General features: G+C 40.2%; 20 protein-coding genes. 13 read left to right on the forward strand and 7 right to left on the reverse strand.

What is annotated here, in order from left to right:
• Positions 1-30: 30 nt before the first annotated feature.
• The 6 genes from HMPREF2732_RS01895 to HMPREF2732_RS09835 all read right to left on the reverse strand — a co-directional run bounded on the left by HMPREF2732_RS01895 (position 31) and on the right by HMPREF2732_RS09835 (position 4,792).
• Complete coding sequence (locus HMPREF2732_RS01895; RefSeq protein WP_049367071.1) at positions 31-864, reverse strand: metal ABC transporter permease; 834 nt, start codon at positions 862-864, stop codon at positions 31-33.
• Positions 857-1,708: a metal ABC transporter permease gene (locus HMPREF2732_RS01900; protein ID WP_070590590.1), complete on the reverse strand. Its 852-nt coding sequence runs from the start codon at positions 1,706-1,708 to the stop codon at positions 857-859. Before HMPREF2732_RS01900 ends, HMPREF2732_RS01895 begins: the two co-directional genes overlap by 8 nt.
• Positions 1,709-1,711: 3 nt before the next feature.
• Positions 1,712-2,608: a manganese/iron ABC transporter ATP-binding protein gene (locus HMPREF2732_RS01905; protein ID WP_049372887.1), complete on the reverse strand. Its 897-nt coding sequence runs from the start codon at positions 2,606-2,608 to the stop codon at positions 1,712-1,714.
• Positions 2,608-3,489: a metal ABC transporter substrate-binding protein gene (locus tag HMPREF2732_RS01910; protein ID WP_070590595.1), complete on the reverse strand. Its 882-nt coding sequence runs from the start codon at positions 3,487-3,489 to the stop codon at positions 2,608-2,610. The genes HMPREF2732_RS01905 and HMPREF2732_RS01910 overlap by 1 nt, the downstream gene beginning before the upstream one ends.
• A gap of 153 nt (positions 3,490-3,642) precedes the next feature.
• Complete coding sequence (locus HMPREF2732_RS01915; protein WP_049363744.1) at positions 3,643-4,518, reverse strand: D-alanyl-D-alanine carboxypeptidase family protein; 876 nt, start codon at positions 4,516-4,518, stop codon at positions 3,643-3,645.
• A 100-nt stretch (positions 4,519-4,618) separates the two neighbouring features.
• Positions 4,619-4,792 (reverse strand): hypothetical protein, encoded by a 174-nt coding sequence (locus HMPREF2732_RS09835; protein ID WP_186821522.1) that lies wholly within the window; start codon positions 4,790-4,792, stop codon positions 4,619-4,621.
• 27 nt (positions 4,793-4,819) lie between these two features.
• Here HMPREF2732_RS09835 and HMPREF2732_RS01920 point away from each other — a divergent pair, with 27 nt between their 5' ends.
• The 7 genes from HMPREF2732_RS01920 to HMPREF2732_RS01950 all read left to right on the forward strand — a co-directional run bounded on the left by HMPREF2732_RS01920 (position 4,820) and on the right by HMPREF2732_RS01950 (position 11,217).
• A complete protein-coding gene (locus tag HMPREF2732_RS01920; RefSeq protein ID WP_049385014.1) occupies positions 4,820-5,968 on the forward strand; it encodes a dual-specificity RNA methyltransferase RlmN in 1,149 nt (382 codons plus the stop codon).
• 69 nt (positions 5,969-6,037) lie between these two features.
• A complete protein-coding gene (gene pilW, locus HMPREF2732_RS01925; RefSeq protein WP_049385013.1) occupies positions 6,038-6,580 on the forward strand; it encodes a type IV pilus biogenesis/stability protein PilW in 543 nt (180 codons plus the stop codon).
• A 73-nt stretch (positions 6,581-6,653) separates the two neighbouring features.
• Positions 6,654-7,682: a RodZ domain-containing protein gene (locus HMPREF2732_RS01930; RefSeq protein WP_049385012.1), complete on the forward strand. Its 1,029-nt coding sequence runs from the start codon at positions 6,654-6,656 to the stop codon at positions 7,680-7,682.
• An 18-nt stretch (positions 7,683-7,700) separates the two neighbouring features.
• Positions 7,701-8,807, forward strand: coding sequence for a flavodoxin-dependent (E)-4-hydroxy-3-methylbut-2-enyl-diphosphate synthase (gene ispG, locus HMPREF2732_RS01935; protein ID WP_049363739.1), 1,107 nt, complete (start codon positions 7,701-7,703; stop codon positions 8,805-8,807).
• A gap of 9 nt (positions 8,808-8,816) precedes the next feature.
• On the forward strand, positions 8,817-10,088 hold the full coding sequence (gene hisS, locus HMPREF2732_RS01940) for a histidine--tRNA ligase (RefSeq protein WP_049385011.1): 1,272 nt from the start codon (positions 8,817-8,819) through the stop codon (positions 10,086-10,088).
• Positions 10,089-10,106: 18 nt separating this feature from the next.
• Entirely contained in the window at positions 10,107-10,721 is a 615-nt protein-coding gene (locus HMPREF2732_RS01945) for a YfgM family protein (protein WP_049385010.1), read from the forward strand.
• A gap of 52 nt (positions 10,722-10,773) precedes the next feature.
• Complete coding sequence (locus HMPREF2732_RS01950) at positions 10,774-11,217, forward strand: methyltransferase family protein (protein ID WP_049385009.1); 444 nt, start codon at positions 10,774-10,776, stop codon at positions 11,215-11,217.
• A gap of 51 nt (positions 11,218-11,268) precedes the next feature.
• Here the strand turns inward: HMPREF2732_RS01950 and sodA are convergent, their stop codons facing one another.
• A complete protein-coding gene (gene sodA / locus HMPREF2732_RS01955) occupies positions 11,269-11,916 on the reverse strand; it encodes a superoxide dismutase [Mn] (protein WP_049364993.1) in 648 nt (215 codons plus the stop codon).
• A gap of 283 nt (positions 11,917-12,199) precedes the next feature.
• Between sodA and ccmA the strand changes: the two genes are divergently transcribed.
• The 6 genes from ccmA (at position 12,200) to HMPREF2732_RS01985 (ending at position 17,031) form a co-directional block, all read left to right on the forward strand.
• A complete protein-coding gene (ccmA, locus tag HMPREF2732_RS01960) occupies positions 12,200-12,841 on the forward strand; it encodes a cytochrome c biogenesis heme-transporting ATPase CcmA (RefSeq protein ID WP_070590599.1) in 642 nt (213 codons plus the stop codon).
• Positions 12,842-12,847: 6 nt separating this feature from the next.
• Positions 12,848-13,513: a heme exporter protein CcmB gene (ccmB, locus tag HMPREF2732_RS01965; protein ID WP_014063992.1), complete on the forward strand. Its 666-nt coding sequence runs from the start codon at positions 12,848-12,850 to the stop codon at positions 13,511-13,513.
• A gap of 68 nt (positions 13,514-13,581) precedes the next feature.
• Entirely contained in the window at positions 13,582-14,322 is a 741-nt protein-coding gene (locus tag HMPREF2732_RS01970; RefSeq protein ID WP_049379996.1) for a heme ABC transporter permease, read from the forward strand.
• A gap of 29 nt (positions 14,323-14,351) precedes the next feature.
• Positions 14,352-14,555 (forward strand): heme exporter protein CcmD, encoded by a 204-nt coding sequence (gene ccmD, locus HMPREF2732_RS01975; RefSeq protein ID WP_005699972.1) that lies wholly within the window; start codon positions 14,352-14,354, stop codon positions 14,553-14,555.
• Positions 14,552-15,082 carry a cytochrome c maturation protein CcmE gene (gene ccmE, locus HMPREF2732_RS01980; RefSeq protein WP_070590602.1) on the forward strand — a complete coding sequence of 177 codons (531 nt, stop codon included), beginning with the start codon at positions 14,552-14,554 and terminating at the stop codon, positions 15,080-15,082. The genes ccmD and ccmE overlap by 4 nt, the downstream gene beginning before the upstream one ends.
• Entirely contained in the window at positions 15,082-17,031 is a 1,950-nt protein-coding gene (locus HMPREF2732_RS01985) for a heme lyase CcmF/NrfE family subunit (RefSeq protein ID WP_070590607.1), read from the forward strand. The genes ccmE and HMPREF2732_RS01985 overlap by 1 nt, the downstream gene beginning before the upstream one ends.
• Positions 17,032-17,081: the final 50 nt, after the last annotated feature.

Raw genomic sequence — 17,081 nt, forward strand, 5'->3', positions numbered from 1 at the left:
AAAAGCTAACATCTCTGTTAGCTTTTTTATTTAAAAATTTAATCGCACTTTTAATTTGCTATAAATTAGCGCAATTAAGAAAAATACAGCCTGTAACAAAATAATGCATGCACCAGTAGATGCATCAAAATGATAACTAAGTAGCACGCCTAATAGACTTGCAGTTACAGCGCTGATAATCGCGATAACAAGCATCTTATCGAAGCGATTCGTCAGTGTGAGAGCAGTGATGCCCGGTGCAATTAGCATCGCTACAACCAAAATAACCCCAACAACTTGCATCGTACTCACAATGGTGAGTGCAAGTAGTGTGAGTAGTCCATAATGTAATAATTTAGGCGAAAGACCTGCAACACGGGCATGGCTAGGGTCAAAGCAGTAGAGGAGAAAATCACGACGCTTTAAGCCTAGTAAAATAAAAATGATTAAGGCGATGATAGCCGTTTGAATCAGCTCTTGTCGGCTTACACCTAATACGTTACCGAATAAGATGTGTGTGAGATGTTGTGAAGTTTGGATTTTAGTGAACAGCACCAAACCAATGGCAAACATCCCCGAAAATACAATCCCCATTGCGGTATCTTCTTTGATACGGCTGTTCTCTTTTAAATAACCCACCCCTAAGGCACAGGCAATACCTGAGACAAAGGCACCAATCACTAATGGAATACCAGCTAAAAAAGCTAAAACAATACCTGGGAGGACGGCATGGGAAATAGCGTCTCCCATCAATGACCATCCTTTCAATACCAAATAGCAAGAGAGTAGCGCACAGATAACGGCAACCACTAATGCGGTGAGTAGCGCATTTTGCATAAAGTCAAACTGAAATGGCTCAGCGAAAATAGTGAATATTTCAGTCATGAACCACCGCCTTACGTCGTTTTTGACTCATTAATCCGTATTTTGGCGAGAATAGAAAAGCTAATAAAAATAACAAAGTTTGTAATGTTACGATGACACCACCTGTGGCTCCATCGAGATAATAGCTTAAATAGACACCGACAAAACCAGTGATTGCGCCTAATGCTACGGCAATTTTGATAAGAGTTTTGAACTTGTCAGTAAGTAAATAGGCGGTTGCGCCTGGTGTGATTACCATCGCAATCACTAAAATCGCCCCGACAGTTTGTAATGCCGCAACGACACAAGCACTCAAGAGTGTAAAAAAGAGAACTTTGTAAAACAGTGGTGAAAGTCCAACTGTAATTGCTTGCGTTTCATCAAAGAAAATCAGTAACAGATCCTTCCAAAAAATAAGCAATAAGACCAAGCAAATCAACATAATGATGGCTACTTGATAAATATCTTCATCGGCAATCCCGAGGATATTACCGAGAATAATATTTTGCACGTTTATTGAGGTTGGATTTAGAGAAATAATCAGCAATCCCAGGGCAAAAAAGGTACTGAAAATAAAGCCAATAACGGCATCTTCTTTGAGTTTTGAGATAGATTTGATCCATAAAATAGAAAGCGCGGCCAAAATTCCGGCAAAAAAAGCACCTAAAGCATAGGGGAGTGAAAAGGCATAAGCAATTGCCACACCAGGTACCACAGAGTGGGAGAGAGCATCGCCAATTAATGACCAGCCTTTCAGCATTAAATAGGCAGAAAGAAAGGCACAAATGCCGCCGACTGCAGTACTTATCCACATGGCTTTTTGCATATATTCATAGGAGAAAGGTTCCAGCAAATATTCAAGCATGACTTATTCCTTGTCAGACGGCGGCAGACGACAGGATTTTACAGCCGTTGCAGGCGGATCATTTTTGGTTTCACCATAGAAGACAACTGGGCGTTCATCATCCGTAAGCACGGTGACAGCACGTTTATCTTCATCATTATGCAGATCTTCACCCAATAATTTGATGTGTCGTAATACACCACCAAAGACTTTTTCCAAATTATGCTGATTGAATGTATCTTCCGTTTTACCGGCAGCAATCACAGTACGGTTAATCATCACCACTTGATCACAGAAGTCTGGTACAGAACCCAAGTTGTGGGTAGAAACTAAAATTAAATGGCCTTCAGCACGTAATTGGCGAAGGAGTTCCACAATGGCATTTTCGGTTTTAACATCCACACCTGTAAAAGGTTCATCAAGCAAGATAATTTTACTTTGTTGTGCTAATGCACGAGCCAAAAATACGCGTTTTTTTTGCCCACCAGAAAGCTCGCCGATTTGCCGTTCAGCTAAATGCTCGATGTTTACTCGTTGCATCGCTTCGAGCACTTTTTGTTTGTCTTCAGCTTTTGGAATGCGTAGGAAATTCATGTAGCCGTAGCGTCCCATCATGACAACATCATAAACGGAGACTGGAAATTGCCAATCGACTTCTTCCGCTTGCGGCACATAGGCAACCAAATTTTGTTTCAATGCTCGATTAATTGGCAAACCACAAAGCGCAATATTGCCTTGCTGTGGCTTGATTAAGCCCATGATGCTTTTGAATAGCGTTGATTTTCCGCTCCCATTTACGCCGACAAGAGCACAGATGGTTCCTCCTTGTAATGCAAAGGCAACATCATAAATTGCAGTGTGCCCGTTGTTGTAACGCACAGTTACATCATTAACGGAAATCGAAGCGGAAAGTGCGGTCATTATTTTTCAAATCCTTTGACTATGGTGGATACAGTGACATTCAGTAAGTCAATATAAGTTGGTACAGGACCGTCAGCGGCAGAAAGGGAATCGACATAAAGCACGCCGCCGTACTTAGCACCGCTTTCTTTCGCTACCTGTTGAGCAGGTTTGGCTGACACGGTACTTTCACTAAATACCACTGGAATGTGATTTTTTTTCACTAAATCAATAAGTTTACGCACTTGTTGAGGCGTACCTTGTTGTTCAGCGTTAATTGGCCATAAATAGCCTTCTTTGAGATCGTAATCTTTCGCTAAATAACTAAAGGCACCTTCACTGGTCACTAACCAACGTTGGTCGGCAGGAATCAGTGAGAGTTTTTCACGTAAAGGTTTATCGAGCTGTTTGATTTTTTCTGCATACGCCGCTGCATTTTTTTGATAAGTATCAGCATTTTGCGGATCGTATTTAACGAATGCATTTTTGATATTTTCGACATAAATCAACGCATTAGATGGCGACATCCAAGCGTGTGGGTTAGGGGCATCTTTATAAGGACCTTCATAAATAGAAAGTGGCGTGATGCCTTCGGTTACCACAACGGCTGGTTTATCTTTGATATTTTGGAAGAAACGCTCAAACCAACGCTCTAAATTTAATCCGTTCCATAAAATTAAATCAGCAGATTGAGCTTTTACAATATCTTTAGGGGTCGGTTCATACTCGTGAATTTCTGCACCAGGTTTGGTGATAGATTCCACCGTCGCGGCATCGCCCGCAACATTTTGTGCGATATCCTGAATCACAGTAAATGTGGTCACCACTTTAAATTTCGCTTCGGCTTGTAAAGCTGCTAAACCTAGAGCGATAACAGATAGGCTTTTAAATAAATGCTTCATGAGATCTCCTTAAAAATAATGATCGATTAGCATTCTGCAGAATAATATCATTTTTTATAAAGTTTTCAAATGAAAATAATTATCAAATCGATAGGTGATTAAAATTAAAAAGCGGAAAATTTTGTGCAAAATTGACCGCTCTTTTTGAAATGATTAACCACCAACTTGTTGGATTAGGCGATCCATACCCGCTTCATCATAGCCTTCTTCATATTGGGCTTCATCAACGGTAAAGTTGTGCATGCTACGCCCTGCGATACAACCGTATTGTTCCAATTTTCCTTTAGTAAAGTTAGTACGAAACGCAGATGAATGGTTATTTAAACTGATCACCCCAATGGTCGCGCGATTACATGGATTTTTATTCACAAAGACTAAATTATAGCCAGATTCGCGAATATAACCCGTTTTATTAATTGCCGCATCAAACACTTCTTCACGCACTAATTTATTGGTGTTTTTAACAAAAACGCTACGTCCGCCAGCTTGAATGAAAGCACTTGGCATATTCGAGAGGTTTTTGATTTGTGCTTTGTTAAGAGAGTATTTAGCCAGTTTTACGAGATCCATCACACTTGAAATGTTGCTGTCGGATAAACCAGAACTATCTGAAAAGCGGGTAGAGCGCATACCTAATTCTCTCGCTTTCTCATTCATTTTTTGGATAAATTGCAAACGACTCATGCCCGCAGAGCGAGAAAGGGCATGAGCAGCATAGTTGTCAGAATGGACAAGCATCGCTTTTAATAATTCATTACAAGAAATCGGCGTGTATTTTGGTAATTTTGTATGTGTGCCTTTAATGTAATCGTAATCGTCGTCAGTAATCGATGCAGTACAATTTGCGTTTCGATTATTTTCAAGAAACACATTTGCAGTCATTAACTTGGTGACGGATGCGATAGGTTGAACATGATTCGGTGAACTACTTTCGAGCACGCGATCATGGGTGAAATCATACACGACATAAGATTGTGCCGTTGCCATTGCTGGCACTAAACACAATACAGAAAGCACTTTTTTTAACATATCTTTTAATATTGACAACTTAGAGAATAAAACAAAGCTTGTATTCTATCAGTTTTTGTAAGGGTTTGGGATGTGTGAAAGAGAAAAAATTTAAAGTTTTTTAACCGCACTTTTTTCTTTTGTTTTTTGATTTTTGCGATAGCGATCGCAAAGAAGTGCGGTCAAAATTTTCTTTGTTTTTCAAATCTGCTAGCTTATCCGTCGGTAAATCTGTAAAATCTCGGCTCATTTTTAATATGCGAATTTTTTGTTGCTCAATTCTGAGTAACATCATCGCCGTAATGTGTAATAACGAGGCTTTATGTTAGAACAACCCCTTTCATCCGAAACGAATACAAAAAAGATTAACTTAATGGATTTAACGCGTCAGCAGATGCGTGAGTTTTTTGCTGAATTAGGCGAGAAACCATTTCGTGCGGATCAATTAGTGAAATGGATTTATCATTTTGGCGAAGATAACTTCGACAATATGACCAATATTAATAAAAAATTACGAGAAAAATTAAAAGCGGTCGCGGAAATTAAAGCGCCAGAAGTGGCGGTTGAACAACGCTCTGCAGATGGCACCATTAAATGGGCGATGCAGGTAGGTGAACAGCAAGTTGAAACGGTCTATATTCCTGAAGCAGATCGTGCGACACTTTGTGTTTCTTCTCAAGTAGGCTGTGCCTTAGCTTGTACCTTCTGTTCAACAGCACAGCAAGGCTTTAACCGTAATTTAACAGTGTCTGAAATTATCGGTCAGGTTTGGCGCGCATCAAAAATTATCGGTAATTTTGGTGTCACAGGTGTTCGTCCGATAACCAATGTGGTGATGATGGGTATGGGTGAACCATTGTTAAATGTAGCCAATGTTGTACCTGCGATGGAAATTATGCTTGATGATTTTGCTTACGGATTATCTAAACGACGTGTGACGTTATCCACATCAGGTGTTGTGCCTGCACTCGATATGTTGCGCGATAAGATTGATGTGGCATTAGCGATTTCACTTCACGCACCTAATGATGAATTGCGTGATGAAATTATGCCAATCAATAAAAAATACAATATCAAAATGCTGATGGATTCAGTACACAGATACTTAGAAGTATCGAATGCTAACCATGGTAAAGTGACTATTGAGTATGTGTTATTAGATCACGTGAATGATGGCACAGAGCATGCGCATCAATTAGCTCAAGTGTTAAAAAATACGCCATGTAAAATTAACTTGATCCCATGGAACCCGTTCCCAGAAGCGCCTTATGGTAAAAGCTCAAATAGCCGTGTCGATCGCTTCCAAAAAACCTTAATGGAATATGGCTTTACGGTGATTGTACGCAAAACTCGTGGTGATGATATTGATGCCGCTTGTGGCCAGTTGGCGGGGGATGTGATCGACCGAACCAAACGTACAGCAATAAAGCGTAAGTTTGGTGAAGGCATTGACGTAAAAGCGGTTAACTAAGCTAAATATAGCAATACTTGTAAAGGAAAAATGTCCTAGAGAAGAGTGATAAGAGAGAGGAGTGATAAGATGAAATTAATCCCAATTAACATTCTAAGTGCGGTCATTTTTCCTTTTGTTTTTTCGGCTTGTGTCTCTCAGTCTTCCGTTGACTTTAATAAACAACAAGCCGCAAAAGCTCGCGTTGAACTGGCATTAGGCTATCTTCAACAAAATGATTTTGTTCAAGCAAAACTTAATTTAGATAAAGCCCTTGAACATGATGAGCGATATTATCTTGTGCACTCAGCACTTGCGCATTTTTATCAATTACAAGGCGATACGGAAAAAGCGAAGCAAGCTTATTTACAGGCGATCAAGTTAGATGATAAGCAAGGCGATGTGTATAACAACTTCGGTGCATTTTTATGTGGACAAGGTGAGTTTGAACAAGCTTATTCACAATTTAATGCGGCACTCGCTGCGCCGAATTATTACCATCAAGCGGATACTTACGAAAACATAGCGCTTTGTGCTTTTGCTGGAAAACAAACCGATGTTTATCAACAGGCATTGGATAAATTGCGTCAAGTTGATCCTTCTAGAGCGGAAAAGCTCCGTTCACTCAAATAATCATTGCCAAAAGCCCCTTTCGACTTTAAAATTTAGCATTTAGTTTTTTATTGCTATTTCTTTTTTTATACCTATGAATACAATCCTTGAACAAACCGAAAAAACAGACATCTCCTTTGGGGATAAACTTCGTCAAGCTCGCGAAGCGTTAAATCTTTCTCTGGAAGATGCGGCAAAGGCAATTTCTTTGCGCCCAAGCATTTTGGAAAAATTAGAAAATAATGAATTTGTCCAAAAAAATGTGCCATCAACTTTTATGAAAGGATATGTGCGTAGTTATACAAAATTTTTACGTATTCCTGAGAGCGAATGGGCGCATTTAACCTTTGGTGAAGCATACAAAAACGATTTAAGTAAAAATGCACGCGCGACGCGTTCAGTAAACCAATACTCTTCTCATAGTCGCTGGGTCGGCACACTTACAACCATTATTTTACTCGCAGCTGTTGGGATGACAGGCTTATGGTGGTGGCAGAATTATCAAAAATCAAACGAAGAACGTGATAATTTAGTGCAAACCTACGTTGAAAAAGAAAAAACAGCAGAGGTACCGGTTACTCATTCGAATGACATCCCAGTCGCGGTGAATAACCAGCCTTTAACGTCAAATAATGAAACAGCACCTGTAACGGAAGCAAAAAATAATGCTGCTGAACCTGTTGTTTCAAATACTCAAGAGAATCAAGTTCAACCAGTAAACGCAGAAGTTTCAACTGGCGCAACTTCGGCCCCTACCGTTGAACAAGTTCAAGCCCCTGTTGTGGAACAAACCTTACCTAACACAGAACCTACAACAGAGCCAACCGTACCAGATGCTCAAAGTGCGGTTGAAAATCCAGCCATTTCTGAAGCGCCAACCACAGCAAAAGGCGATCTTGTTATTGAGATTACCAAAAATTCAAGCTGGATTAGTGTGAAAGACCAAAATCGTAAAGTTTTAGCGCAAAAAGAATATAAACAAGGCGAAGTCTTAACCTTTAATGGTAATGACTATGCATTGATTATTGGTGCGCCGGGTAACGTTCGTATTACTTATAAAGGCGAGGCGTATCCGCTTACCGTTGATGGCCGTGTGGCTAAATTTAAATTACCAAAACCTTAACGAATAATTTACAAAAGAATGTCTGCAGTAAAACCTACTATCAAACGTCGTGAATCGACAAAAATTTATGTGGGCAATGTACCAATCGGTGGTGATGCACCGATTGCTGTACAATCCATGACAAATACTCGCACAACTGATGTTGAGGCGACCGTTGCACAGATTAAATCGTTGGAACGCGTCGGCGCAGATATCGTGCGTGTTTCTGTACCTACCATGGATGCCGCCGAAGCGTTTAAAATCATTAAACAGCAAGTGAATGTGCCATTAGTAGCGGATATTCATTTTGACTATCGTATTGCGTTAAAAGTGGCTGAATATGGGGTGGATTGCTTACGTATTAATCCAGGCAATATTGGTCGTGAAGATCGTATTCGTGCAGTGGTGGATTGCGCACGCGATAAAAATATCCCTATCCGTATTGGTGTTAATGCTGGCTCATTAGAAAAAGATATCCAAGAGAAATTTGGTGAGCCAACACCAGAAGCCTTATTAGAATCAGCATTACGCCATGTTGAGATTTTAGATCGTTTAAACTTCGATCAATTTAAAGTAAGCGTAAAAGCATCCGATGTCTTCCTTGCGGTGGAATCTTACCGTTTACTGGCAAAAGCCATTAAACAACCATTACATTTAGGGATTACGGAAGCGGGCGGTGCACGTGCAGGAGCAGTGAAATCTGCAATTGGTTTAGGTATGTTGTTAGCGGAAGGTATTGGTGATACCTTGCGTGTCTCTTTAGCCGCCGATCCTGTAGAAGAAATCAAAGTTGGTTTTGATATTTTGAAATCGTTACGTATTCGTTCTCGCGGGATTAACTTTATTGCTTGTCCAACTTGCTCACGTCAAGAGTTTGATGTGATTGGCACGGTGAATGCACTGGAACAACGTTTAGAAGATATTATCACCCCAATGGATGTGTCTATTATTGGTTGTGTGGTAAATGGCCCAGGTGAAGCATTAGTGTCTGACCTCGGTGTTACCGGTGGTAATAAGAAAAGTGGCTATTATTTAGATGGCGAGCGTCAAAAAGAACGTTTTGATAACGACGCGATTATTGACCAATTAGAAGCAAAAATTCGTGCCAAAGTTGCACAACAAGATCCAAAAAATCGAATTATTTAAGGAAAACTCGTGGCAAAAAATATTCAAGCAATTCGTGGGATGAATGACTGTTCCCCAACTGAATCTCCACTTTGGCAATGGATTGAAGGGCAGGTTCGCCAAATTTTAAGCAGCTACGGCTATTCAGAAGTGCGTATGCCAATCGTGGAAAGTACGCCATTATTTGCTCGTGCAATCGGTGAAGTCACAGATGTCGTCTCAAAAGAAATGTACACATTTTGGGATAATGATGAGCAATTAACACTTCGTCCTGAAGGTACTGCAGGGTGCGTGCGAGCTGCGATTGAACACGGTTGGATTTACAACAATGAACAACGTTTATGGTACATGGGACCAATGTTCCGCCATGAGCGTCCGCAAAAAGGTCGTTATCGTCAATTCCATCAAGCGGGTGTAGAAGTATTTGGTATCGCAACCCCTGAAATTGATGCCGAGTTAATTATTTTAACGGCTCGTTTGTGGAAAGCATTAGGTATTGATCAACATGTTTCTCTTCAATTAAATTCGATTGGTTCATTAGAAGCACGTGCAAACTATCGTTCTGCATTAGTGGCTTTCTTAGAAAATCACCAAGATTTAATGAGCGACGAAGAGAAAGAACGTCTTGTAAAAAATCCATTACGTATTTTGGATACTAAAAATCAAGCATTACAAGATGTATTGGACGGCGCACCAAAATTATTGGATTATTTAGATGATGAAAGTCGCGAGCATTTTGCGCAGTTATGCGGTCTATTAGATGCGGTGGGCATTCAATATGAAATTAATCCAAAATTGGTGCGTGGTTTAGATTATTATAATAAAACTGTATTTGAATGGGTGACATCCGCATTAGGTGCGCAAGGTACTGTATGTGGTGGCGGACGTTATGACGGCTTAGTTGAGCAACTTGGTGGTCACGCAACCAGTGGTGTTGGTTTCGCAATGGGCTTAGAGCGTTTAGTGTTGCTCGTTCAAGAAGTGAATAAATCGATTCCAGTAAAAAGTGCGGTAGATATTTACGTTGTTTATCAAGGTGAAGGTACAACGTTAGCCGCATTCCAACTCGCTGAAAAACTTCGCTCAGAATTACCGCACTTAAGCACCATGTTGCATTGCAGTGGTGGTAACTTTAAAAAACAATTTAGACGCGCAGATAAGTCTGGTGCGACTCTAGCCCTTGTGCTTGGCGAAAGCGAAGTACAAAATAATCAAGTTGTGGTAAAACACTTACTTGGCGAAGCAGAGCAACAAACCATTGATGTGGACAATCTAATTGAACACGTGAAAGCCCAATTTTAATTTTAGAAGGATAGGAAAATGGCATATACCATTGAAGAAGAACAAGAACTGAACCAGTTAAAAGAATGGTGGAAAGACAATGGCAAAAGCATTATTGCCGCTTTTATTCTTGGTGTAGGCGGGATGTTGGGCTGGCGCTATTGGCAGTCTTATCAAGCCAATCAAATCATGCAAGCGTCTGCTGAATATGATGCCTTAGTTTATACAGCAAACAAAGATGCAGCAGCACAGCAAGCTAAAGTGGCTGAATTTGTGAAAGCACATGATAAAACCAGCTATGCAGTATTTAGTTTATTAGATGAAGCAAAAGGTTTTGTAGCAAAACAAGATTACGCATCAGCTGAAAACAGCTTGAAACAAGCGATTGCTCAATCACAAGATGATATCTTAACGTCTCTTGCTGCGCTTCGTTTGTCTGCTGTGCAATTCCAACAAGGTCAATTTGATGCAGCACTAGCAAGTCTAAATCAAGTGAAAAGCCAAGGCTTTAGTGCGCGTAAAGATCTTTTAGCGGGTGATATTCAAGTCGCAAAAGGCGATGTGAATGGTGCTAAATCAAGCTTTGAGAATGCACAGAAAAACGGTAACCCGTTAGAGAAACAAATGGCACAGATGAAATTAAATAATCTGTAATATTTTAATTAGCCCGAATTGCTCGGGCTTTTTTTATTGGATTTTTGATCTGATGATTCAGAAACCTATTGTGCCGCCACCCGTCATTTTTATTGGCTGTGCACTTATGATGGCATATTTGCCTAATCCTTATCCATTCGAAATCAATGTGTTAGCAGTTTATTTGATTGTATCGATTTCTTTTGTCATCGCTTTTTTCAGCCTTTGGCAATTCTATAAAAGTAAAGCAAATATTAATCCAATTCACTTGGAAAAAAGTGATGTGTTTGTGGCAAATGGTATTTATCGTTTCAGCCGTAACCCAATGTATTTAAGTTTAGCGGGCTTGCTAGTGGCATGGGCAGTTTTTTTGCAAAGTGCGGTCAGTTTTCTAGGTGTTTTTCTTTTTGTTTATCTTATCACACAATGGCAAATTAAACCTGAAGAATACTGGTTAGAGAAGAAGTTTGGTGAGTTTTATTTAGCTTATAAGAAAAAAGTCAGACGTTGGATTTAACTAATAAAAAAATCGCCTAAAAAAGGCGATTTTTTACATTTAGAGAAGTGATTATTTAGCTGAACATCCGCAGTTTGCTAATTTTTTAGCTAAACGCTCTGCCACGAAATCCCAGTTCACTACGTTCCAGAATTCTTTGATGTAGTCTGGACGACGGTTTTGGAATTTCAAGTAGTAAGCGTGTTCCCAAACGTCTAAACCTAAAAGTGGGAAACCTTCACAACCTGCGATTTCTTTACCCATTAATGGAGAATCTTGGTTTGCGGTAGACACAACAGATAATTTACCTTGGTTAATCACTAACCATGCCCAACCAGAACCAAAACGAGTCGCTGCTGCTTTTTCAAATTCAGCTTTGAAGTTTTCTACAGAACCGAAATCACGTTCGATAGCTGCTTTTAAATCACCTTGTAAAGTAGTGCCTTTTTTCAATGATTTCCAGAATAAGCTGTGGTTTGCATGACCGCCTGCGTTGTTACGTAATGCAGTACGTTTTTCAGCTGGGATTTTATCTAATTGGCTGATTAATTGGCCTGCACACATTTCAGAAAATTCAGCGGGTAAAGTTTCTAACACTGCATTTGCATTATTTACATATGCTTGGTGGTGTTTAGAGTGGTGAATTTCCATTGTTTGTGCATCAAAATGTGGTTCTAACGCATCATAAGCGTAGCCTAATTCAGGTAGAGTATAAGACATAATATGTTCCTTTTTTAAATGAAGTTAAGGTAATGTTTTTGATAAAACAACATCAAAAAGTAACTAAATAGTAACAGAAAATTTGATTTAGATCAGTAAATCTTTTAATTATTTGATTATCCGATGAAAAAGCTAGGAAAATTTAGTTTGTTTTAAATCAATAAATACACCGATCTACGCCTAAATAGTTATGCCTTTTAGCCCTTAAAATCTCGTCAAAATTTCCCCTTGTGGTAGAATACCCGCTGATTTTTCACAAGATTTTATTTTTAAGGCTGAGACTATGTTTCCTGCTCATCAACTTCAATTAGAACAATTAGCGTGCCAACGGGGCGATCGCGTGTTGTTCACTGATCTTTCACTGCAATTTCAAAGCGGTGATTTCGTGCAAATTGAAGGGCACAATGGTATAGGTAAAACAAGTTTATTGCGGATTTTAGCCGGCCTTGCACAACCTGTAGAAGGTAAAGTGCGGTGGAATTCAGAAGAGATTACAAAACAACGCGAAGAATACCATCATCAGCTACTTTATCTCGGCCATCATTCTGGTGTGAAACCTGAATTAACGGCATGGGAAAATTTAAAATTTTATCAGCAGATTAGTCAAAGCCAGCAAGGTACTGATATTTTATGGGATGTGTTGGAAACAGTGGGCTTACTCGGTCGCGAAGATTTGCCGGCAGCCCAACTTTCAGCGGGTCAGCAAAAGCGCATTGCCTTGGCGAGATTATGGATCTCAGAAGCACCTCTTTGGATTTTGGATGAACCTTTTACAGCAATAGACAAAAAAGGGGTTGAAGTTTTGACCGCACTTTTTGAAAATCATGCTAAAAAAGGTGGGATGGTGATTTTAACGAGCCACCAAGAAGTGCCAAGTACACTATTGAAAAAAATCAATCTGGCTGATTATAAATATAACTCTTAGATTTTTATGATATTTTTACAGATTATAAAGCGTGAGCTGAAGATTGCGACCCGTAAACAAGCGGAAATATTGAACCCACTTTGGTTCTTTTTGATCGTGATCACGCTGTTTCCATTGGTGATTGGGCCGGATCCTAAACTCCTTTCTCGCATTGCACCCGGGGTTGCTTGGGTAGCGGCATTGCTTTCTGCGTTGCTGTCTTTTGAACGCTTATTCCGAGATGACTTTATTGATGGCTCTTTAGAACAATTGATGCTTACGGCTCAACCTTTAGCGCTAACGGCACTTGCAAAAGTTGTTGCACACTGGTTATTAACAGGTTTGCCATTGATTTTACTTTCACCTATTGCGGCTTTATTGCTTTCGTTGGAAGTGAATATTTGGTGGGCGCTAGTGGTCACCTTGCTAGTGGGAACACCAATTTTAAGCTGCATTGGCGCGATTGGCGTGGCATTGACGGTAGGATTACGTAAAGGTGGCGTATTGCTGAGTTTACTTGTGGTACCATTATTTATTCCGGTTTTAATTTTTGCTTCAGCAATTTTAGATGCCGCCGCATTAAATCTCCCTTATGGCGGACAGCTTGCTATTTTAGGTGCAATTTTGGCTGGCGCGATAACATTATCGCCTTTCGCTATTGCAGCGGCACTACGAATTAGTTTAGATAATTAATCATCATTACGGTGAAAGTGCGGTCAGATTTTTAACTGTTTTTTATTTTTTGGAATTAAGGATCTTTTATGTGGAAGTGGTTACATCCTTACGCAAAACATGAAACCCAATATCATTTATGTGGTAAATTAAGCCCATTTTTTGGTGCGATTGCGGTTTTATTATTGGCTGTTGGTATTGTGTGGGGCTTAGCTTATGCTCCGGCTGATTATCAACAAGGCAATAGTTTCCGAATTATGTATGTGCATGTGCCAGCGGCGATTTGGTCAATGGGCGTGTATGGTTCGATGGCGATTGCAGCGATTATTGCGTTAGTTTGGCAAATTAAAGCCGCTCATCTTTCAATGATCGCCATGGCACCGATCGGTGCAATGTTTACCTTTATTGCCTTGGTAACAGGTGCAATTTGGGGCAAACCAATGTGGGGAACCTGGTGGGTGTGGGATGCGCGTTTAACCGCAGAACTCATTCTTTTCTTCTTATATATCGGTGTATTAGCCCTTTATTCTGCATTTTCTGATCGTGCGGTGGGCGCAAAATCAGCGGGTATCTTGTGTATTGTTGGCGTAGTGAATTTACCAATTATTCACTTCTCTGTAGAGTGGTGGAATACTTTACACCAAGGGGCAAGTATCACGAAGTTTGAAAAACCTTCAATTGCAACGCCAATGTTAATTCCACTGATTTTATGTATTTTGGGATTTTTATTTTTATCCATTTGGTTTACGCTTGTGCGTTACCGCGTTGAATTGCTAAAAGAAGACAGCAAACGCCCATGGGTAAAAGAGTTAGCAAGTAAGCTGAAATAGTTTTTTATTTTTATTTTAGGGAGCGGAAAATGTTTTTCCAAAGTTGGAGTGATTTTATCAATATGGGAGGCTACGGTTTTTATGTGTGGCTTTCCTATGGCATTAGCCTCGTGGCAATGATCATTTTGGCGATACAAAGCGTCAAAGGACGTAAAGCAGTATTAAAAGAAGTGTTACGCGAGCAACAACGTGAAGCCCGTTTAAACCAAGCAAATAAAGGAAATACCCTATGAATCCAAGACGTAAATCAAGACTTTCGATCATCATCTTTGTGATTTTAGGTATTTCGATTGCGACAGGTTTGGTGCTTTATGCGCTTCGCCAAAACATTGATTTATTTTATACACCTTCGGAAGTTATAGAAGGGAAAGATGGAAATCCTGATCAAAAACCTGAAGTTGGGCAACGTATTCGTGTTGGTGGTATGGTGGTTGAAGGCTCTGTTAGTCGAGACCCGAAAAGTCTCAAAGTTCGCTTTGATGTGAATGATATTGGTCCATCCATTACAGTTGAATACGAAGGTATTCTGCCGGATCTTTTCCGTGAGGGACAGGGTATTGTTGCGCAAGGTGTGTTAAAAGAACCAACCTTATTAGAAGCAACAGAAGTGCTTGCTAAACATGATGAAAATTATGTGCCGCCAGAATTAGGTGAGAAAATGAAGAAAATGCATAAACCAATGGGGGCAGAACTAAAAGGCGAGAGTGAAGCCGATCGTCGTTATAAAGAAACCCAGCAAAAATCGCAAGAAGGTCGCTAATGATTGCTGAATTAGGAAATTATGCGCTTGCTTTAAGCCTTGCCGTTTCATTCTTTTTAGCCATTCTCCCATTATGGGGAGCTGAAAAAGGTCATCCTCAACTTATGTCATTGGCTCGTCCAATGACTTATGGTTTATTTTTTACTTTAACCATTGCGTTTGCAGCATTGTTCTATCTGTTTGCTGTAAATGATTTCAGTGTGCAATATGTGGTAAATAACTCTAACAGCAGCTTGCCGATTTATTATCGTTTATCTGCAGTTTGGGGCTCACATGAGGGGTCATTATTACTTTGGATTTGGTTATTAACACTTTGGGGTGCAGCAGTAGCCTTATTTAGCAAACACTTGCCACAGGAAGCAGTAGCTCGTGTATTAGGTATTATGGGGATTATTAGCATCGGCTTTTTACTCTTCGTATTATTTACCTCAAATCCGTTTACCCGTACATTCCCTGACTTCCCAGTAGATGGCAGAGAACTCAATCCAATGTTGCAAGATGTGGGCTTAATTTTCCACCCACCATTACTTTATATGGGATATGTTGGTTTTTCTGTTGCTTTTGCCTTTGCGATCGCATCATTAATGACGGGTAAATTAGACTCAGCTTGGGCTAGATGGTCACGTCCTTGGACGATCGCTGCTTGGGTCTTTTTAACACTCGGGATTGTGCTCGGTTCTTGGTGGGCCTATTATGAGCTCGGCTGGGGTGGCTGGTGGTTCTGGGATCCAGTAGAAAACTCTTCTTTAATGCCTTGGCTTGCAGGAACCGCATTAATCCACTCTTTAGCGGTTACTGAAAAACGTGGCTCTTTTAAAGCTTGGACAGTGCTTTTAGCGATCCTTGCTTTCTCACTTTGCTTACTGGGTACGTTCTTAGTTCGTTCCGGTATCTTAGTGTCAGTACACGCCTTTGCTTCAGATCCTACACGTGGTTTATATATTCTTGCTTATTTGGTTGTAGTAATTGGTGGTTCTTTAACTTTGTACGCTTACAAAGGCAATCAAATTCGTTCGCGTGATAATGCAGAACGTTATTCTCGCGAAACCTTATTGTTATTGAATAATATCCTATTAATGACCGCACTTTGTGTGGTGTTCTTAGGGACATTATTGCCGTTAGTTCACAAGCAATTAGGTCTGGGCTCTATTTCGATCGGTGCTCCGTTCTTTGATCAAATGTTCCTGATTATTATGACCCCATTTGCCTTATTACTAGGTATTGGGCCATTGGTTAAATGGCGTCGTGATCAGTTCTCTGAAATTCGTACACCGGTTGTAGTGAGTGTGATTGTGATGGCGATTGCAGGCTTTGCCTTACCATATTTCCTACAAAATAAACTCACTGTTAGTGCGGTGCTTGGTACTATGATGTCTGTCATTATTGTATTACTGAGCCTCTACGAAATGAAACAACGTGCAACACACCGTGAATCTTTCTTTAAAGGTATTACCAAGCTTTCCCGTTCCCATTGGGGGATGATTTTGGCTCACCTTGGTGTAGCCATGACAGTTTGGGGAATAGCCTTTAGCCAAAACTTCAGTGTGGAACGTGATGTGCGAATGGCTGTTGGTGATACAGTGCAGATTGCTAATTATGACTTTAAATTTGCTGGCGTGAGTGATGCAAATGGTCCTAACTATATGGGCGGTAAAGCACAAATTGATATTTCAAAAGAGGGTAAAACGGAAGCAACATTATTTGCCGAAAAACGCTTTTATACCGTCAGTAAAATGCCAATGACGGAAGCGGCAATTAATTGGGGCTTTACTCGCGATCTGTATGTTGCTTTGGGCGAAAAGATAGATGATAACTCATGGGCGCTACGCCTTTACTATAAACCTTTTATCCGTTGGATTTGGATTGGAGGATTGTTTATGGCATTAGGTGGTTTGCTCTGTATGTTTGACCGTCGTTATCGTTTTAGTCGATTAGTTAAACAGTCTTAATTGTAATAAGGGGCGCATTGCCCCTAGAAATAGATGTGAAATTGATAGTG

The organism is Haemophilus sp. HMSC061E01 (assembly GCF_001810345.1).
GTDB lineage: Bacteria > Pseudomonadota > Gammaproteobacteria > Enterobacterales > Pasteurellaceae > Haemophilus_D.

What these genes read in the sequence shown, in the direction of transcription:
- HMPREF2732_RS01895 (WP_049367071.1), bottom strand. Translation starts at nt 864, where the DNA reads ATGACTGAAATATTCACTATTTTCGCTGAGCCATTTCAGTTTGACTTT.
- HMPREF2732_RS01900 (WP_070590590.1), bottom strand. Translation starts at nt 1,708, where the DNA reads ATGCTTGAATATTTGCTGGAACCTTTCTCCTATGAATATATGCAAAAA.
- HMPREF2732_RS01905 (WP_049372887.1), bottom strand. Translation starts at nt 2,608, where the DNA reads ATGACCGCACTTTCCGCTTCGATTTCCGTTAATGATGTAACTGTGCGT.
- HMPREF2732_RS01910 (WP_070590595.1), bottom strand. Translation starts at nt 3,489, where the DNA reads ATGAAGCATTTATTTAAAAGCCTATCTGTTATCGCTCTAGGTTTAGCA.
- HMPREF2732_RS01915 (WP_049363744.1), bottom strand. Translation starts at nt 4,518, where the DNA reads ATGTTAAAAAAAGTGCTTTCTGTATTGTGTTTAGTGCCAGCAATGGCA.
- HMPREF2732_RS09835 (WP_186821522.1), bottom strand. Translation starts at nt 4,792, where the DNA reads ATGATGTTACTCAGAATTGAGCAACAAAAAATTCGCATATTAAAAATG.
- HMPREF2732_RS01920 (WP_049385014.1), top strand. Translation starts at nt 4,820, where the DNA reads ATGTTAGAACAACCCCTTTCATCCGAAACGAATACAAAAAAGATTAAC.
- pilW (WP_049385013.1), top strand. Translation starts at nt 6,038, where the DNA reads ATGAAATTAATCCCAATTAACATTCTAAGTGCGGTCATTTTTCCTTTT.
- HMPREF2732_RS01930 (WP_049385012.1), top strand. Translation starts at nt 6,654, where the DNA reads ATGAATACAATCCTTGAACAAACCGAAAAAACAGACATCTCCTTTGGG.
- ispG (WP_049363739.1), top strand. Translation starts at nt 7,701, where the DNA reads ATGTCTGCAGTAAAACCTACTATCAAACGTCGTGAATCGACAAAAATT.
- HMPREF2732_RS01945 (WP_049385010.1), top strand. Translation starts at nt 10,107, where the DNA reads ATGGCATATACCATTGAAGAAGAACAAGAACTGAACCAGTTAAAAGAA.
- HMPREF2732_RS01950 (WP_049385009.1), top strand. Translation starts at nt 10,774, where the DNA reads ATGATTCAGAAACCTATTGTGCCGCCACCCGTCATTTTTATTGGCTGT.
- sodA (WP_049364993.1), bottom strand. Translation starts at nt 11,916, where the DNA reads ATGTCTTATACTCTACCTGAATTAGGCTACGCTTATGATGCGTTAGAA.
- ccmA (WP_070590599.1), top strand. Translation starts at nt 12,200, where the DNA reads ATGTTTCCTGCTCATCAACTTCAATTAGAACAATTAGCGTGCCAACGG.
- ccmB (WP_014063992.1), top strand. Translation starts at nt 12,848, where the DNA reads ATGATATTTTTACAGATTATAAAGCGTGAGCTGAAGATTGCGACCCGT.
- HMPREF2732_RS01970 (WP_049379996.1), top strand. Translation starts at nt 13,582, where the DNA reads ATGTGGAAGTGGTTACATCCTTACGCAAAACATGAAACCCAATATCAT.
- ccmD (WP_005699972.1), top strand. Translation starts at nt 14,352, where the DNA reads ATGTTTTTCCAAAGTTGGAGTGATTTTATCAATATGGGAGGCTACGGT.
- ccmE (WP_070590602.1), top strand. Translation starts at nt 14,552, where the DNA reads ATGAATCCAAGACGTAAATCAAGACTTTCGATCATCATCTTTGTGATT.
- HMPREF2732_RS01985 (WP_070590607.1), top strand. Translation starts at nt 15,082, where the DNA reads ATGATTGCTGAATTAGGAAATTATGCGCTTGCTTTAAGCCTTGCCGTT.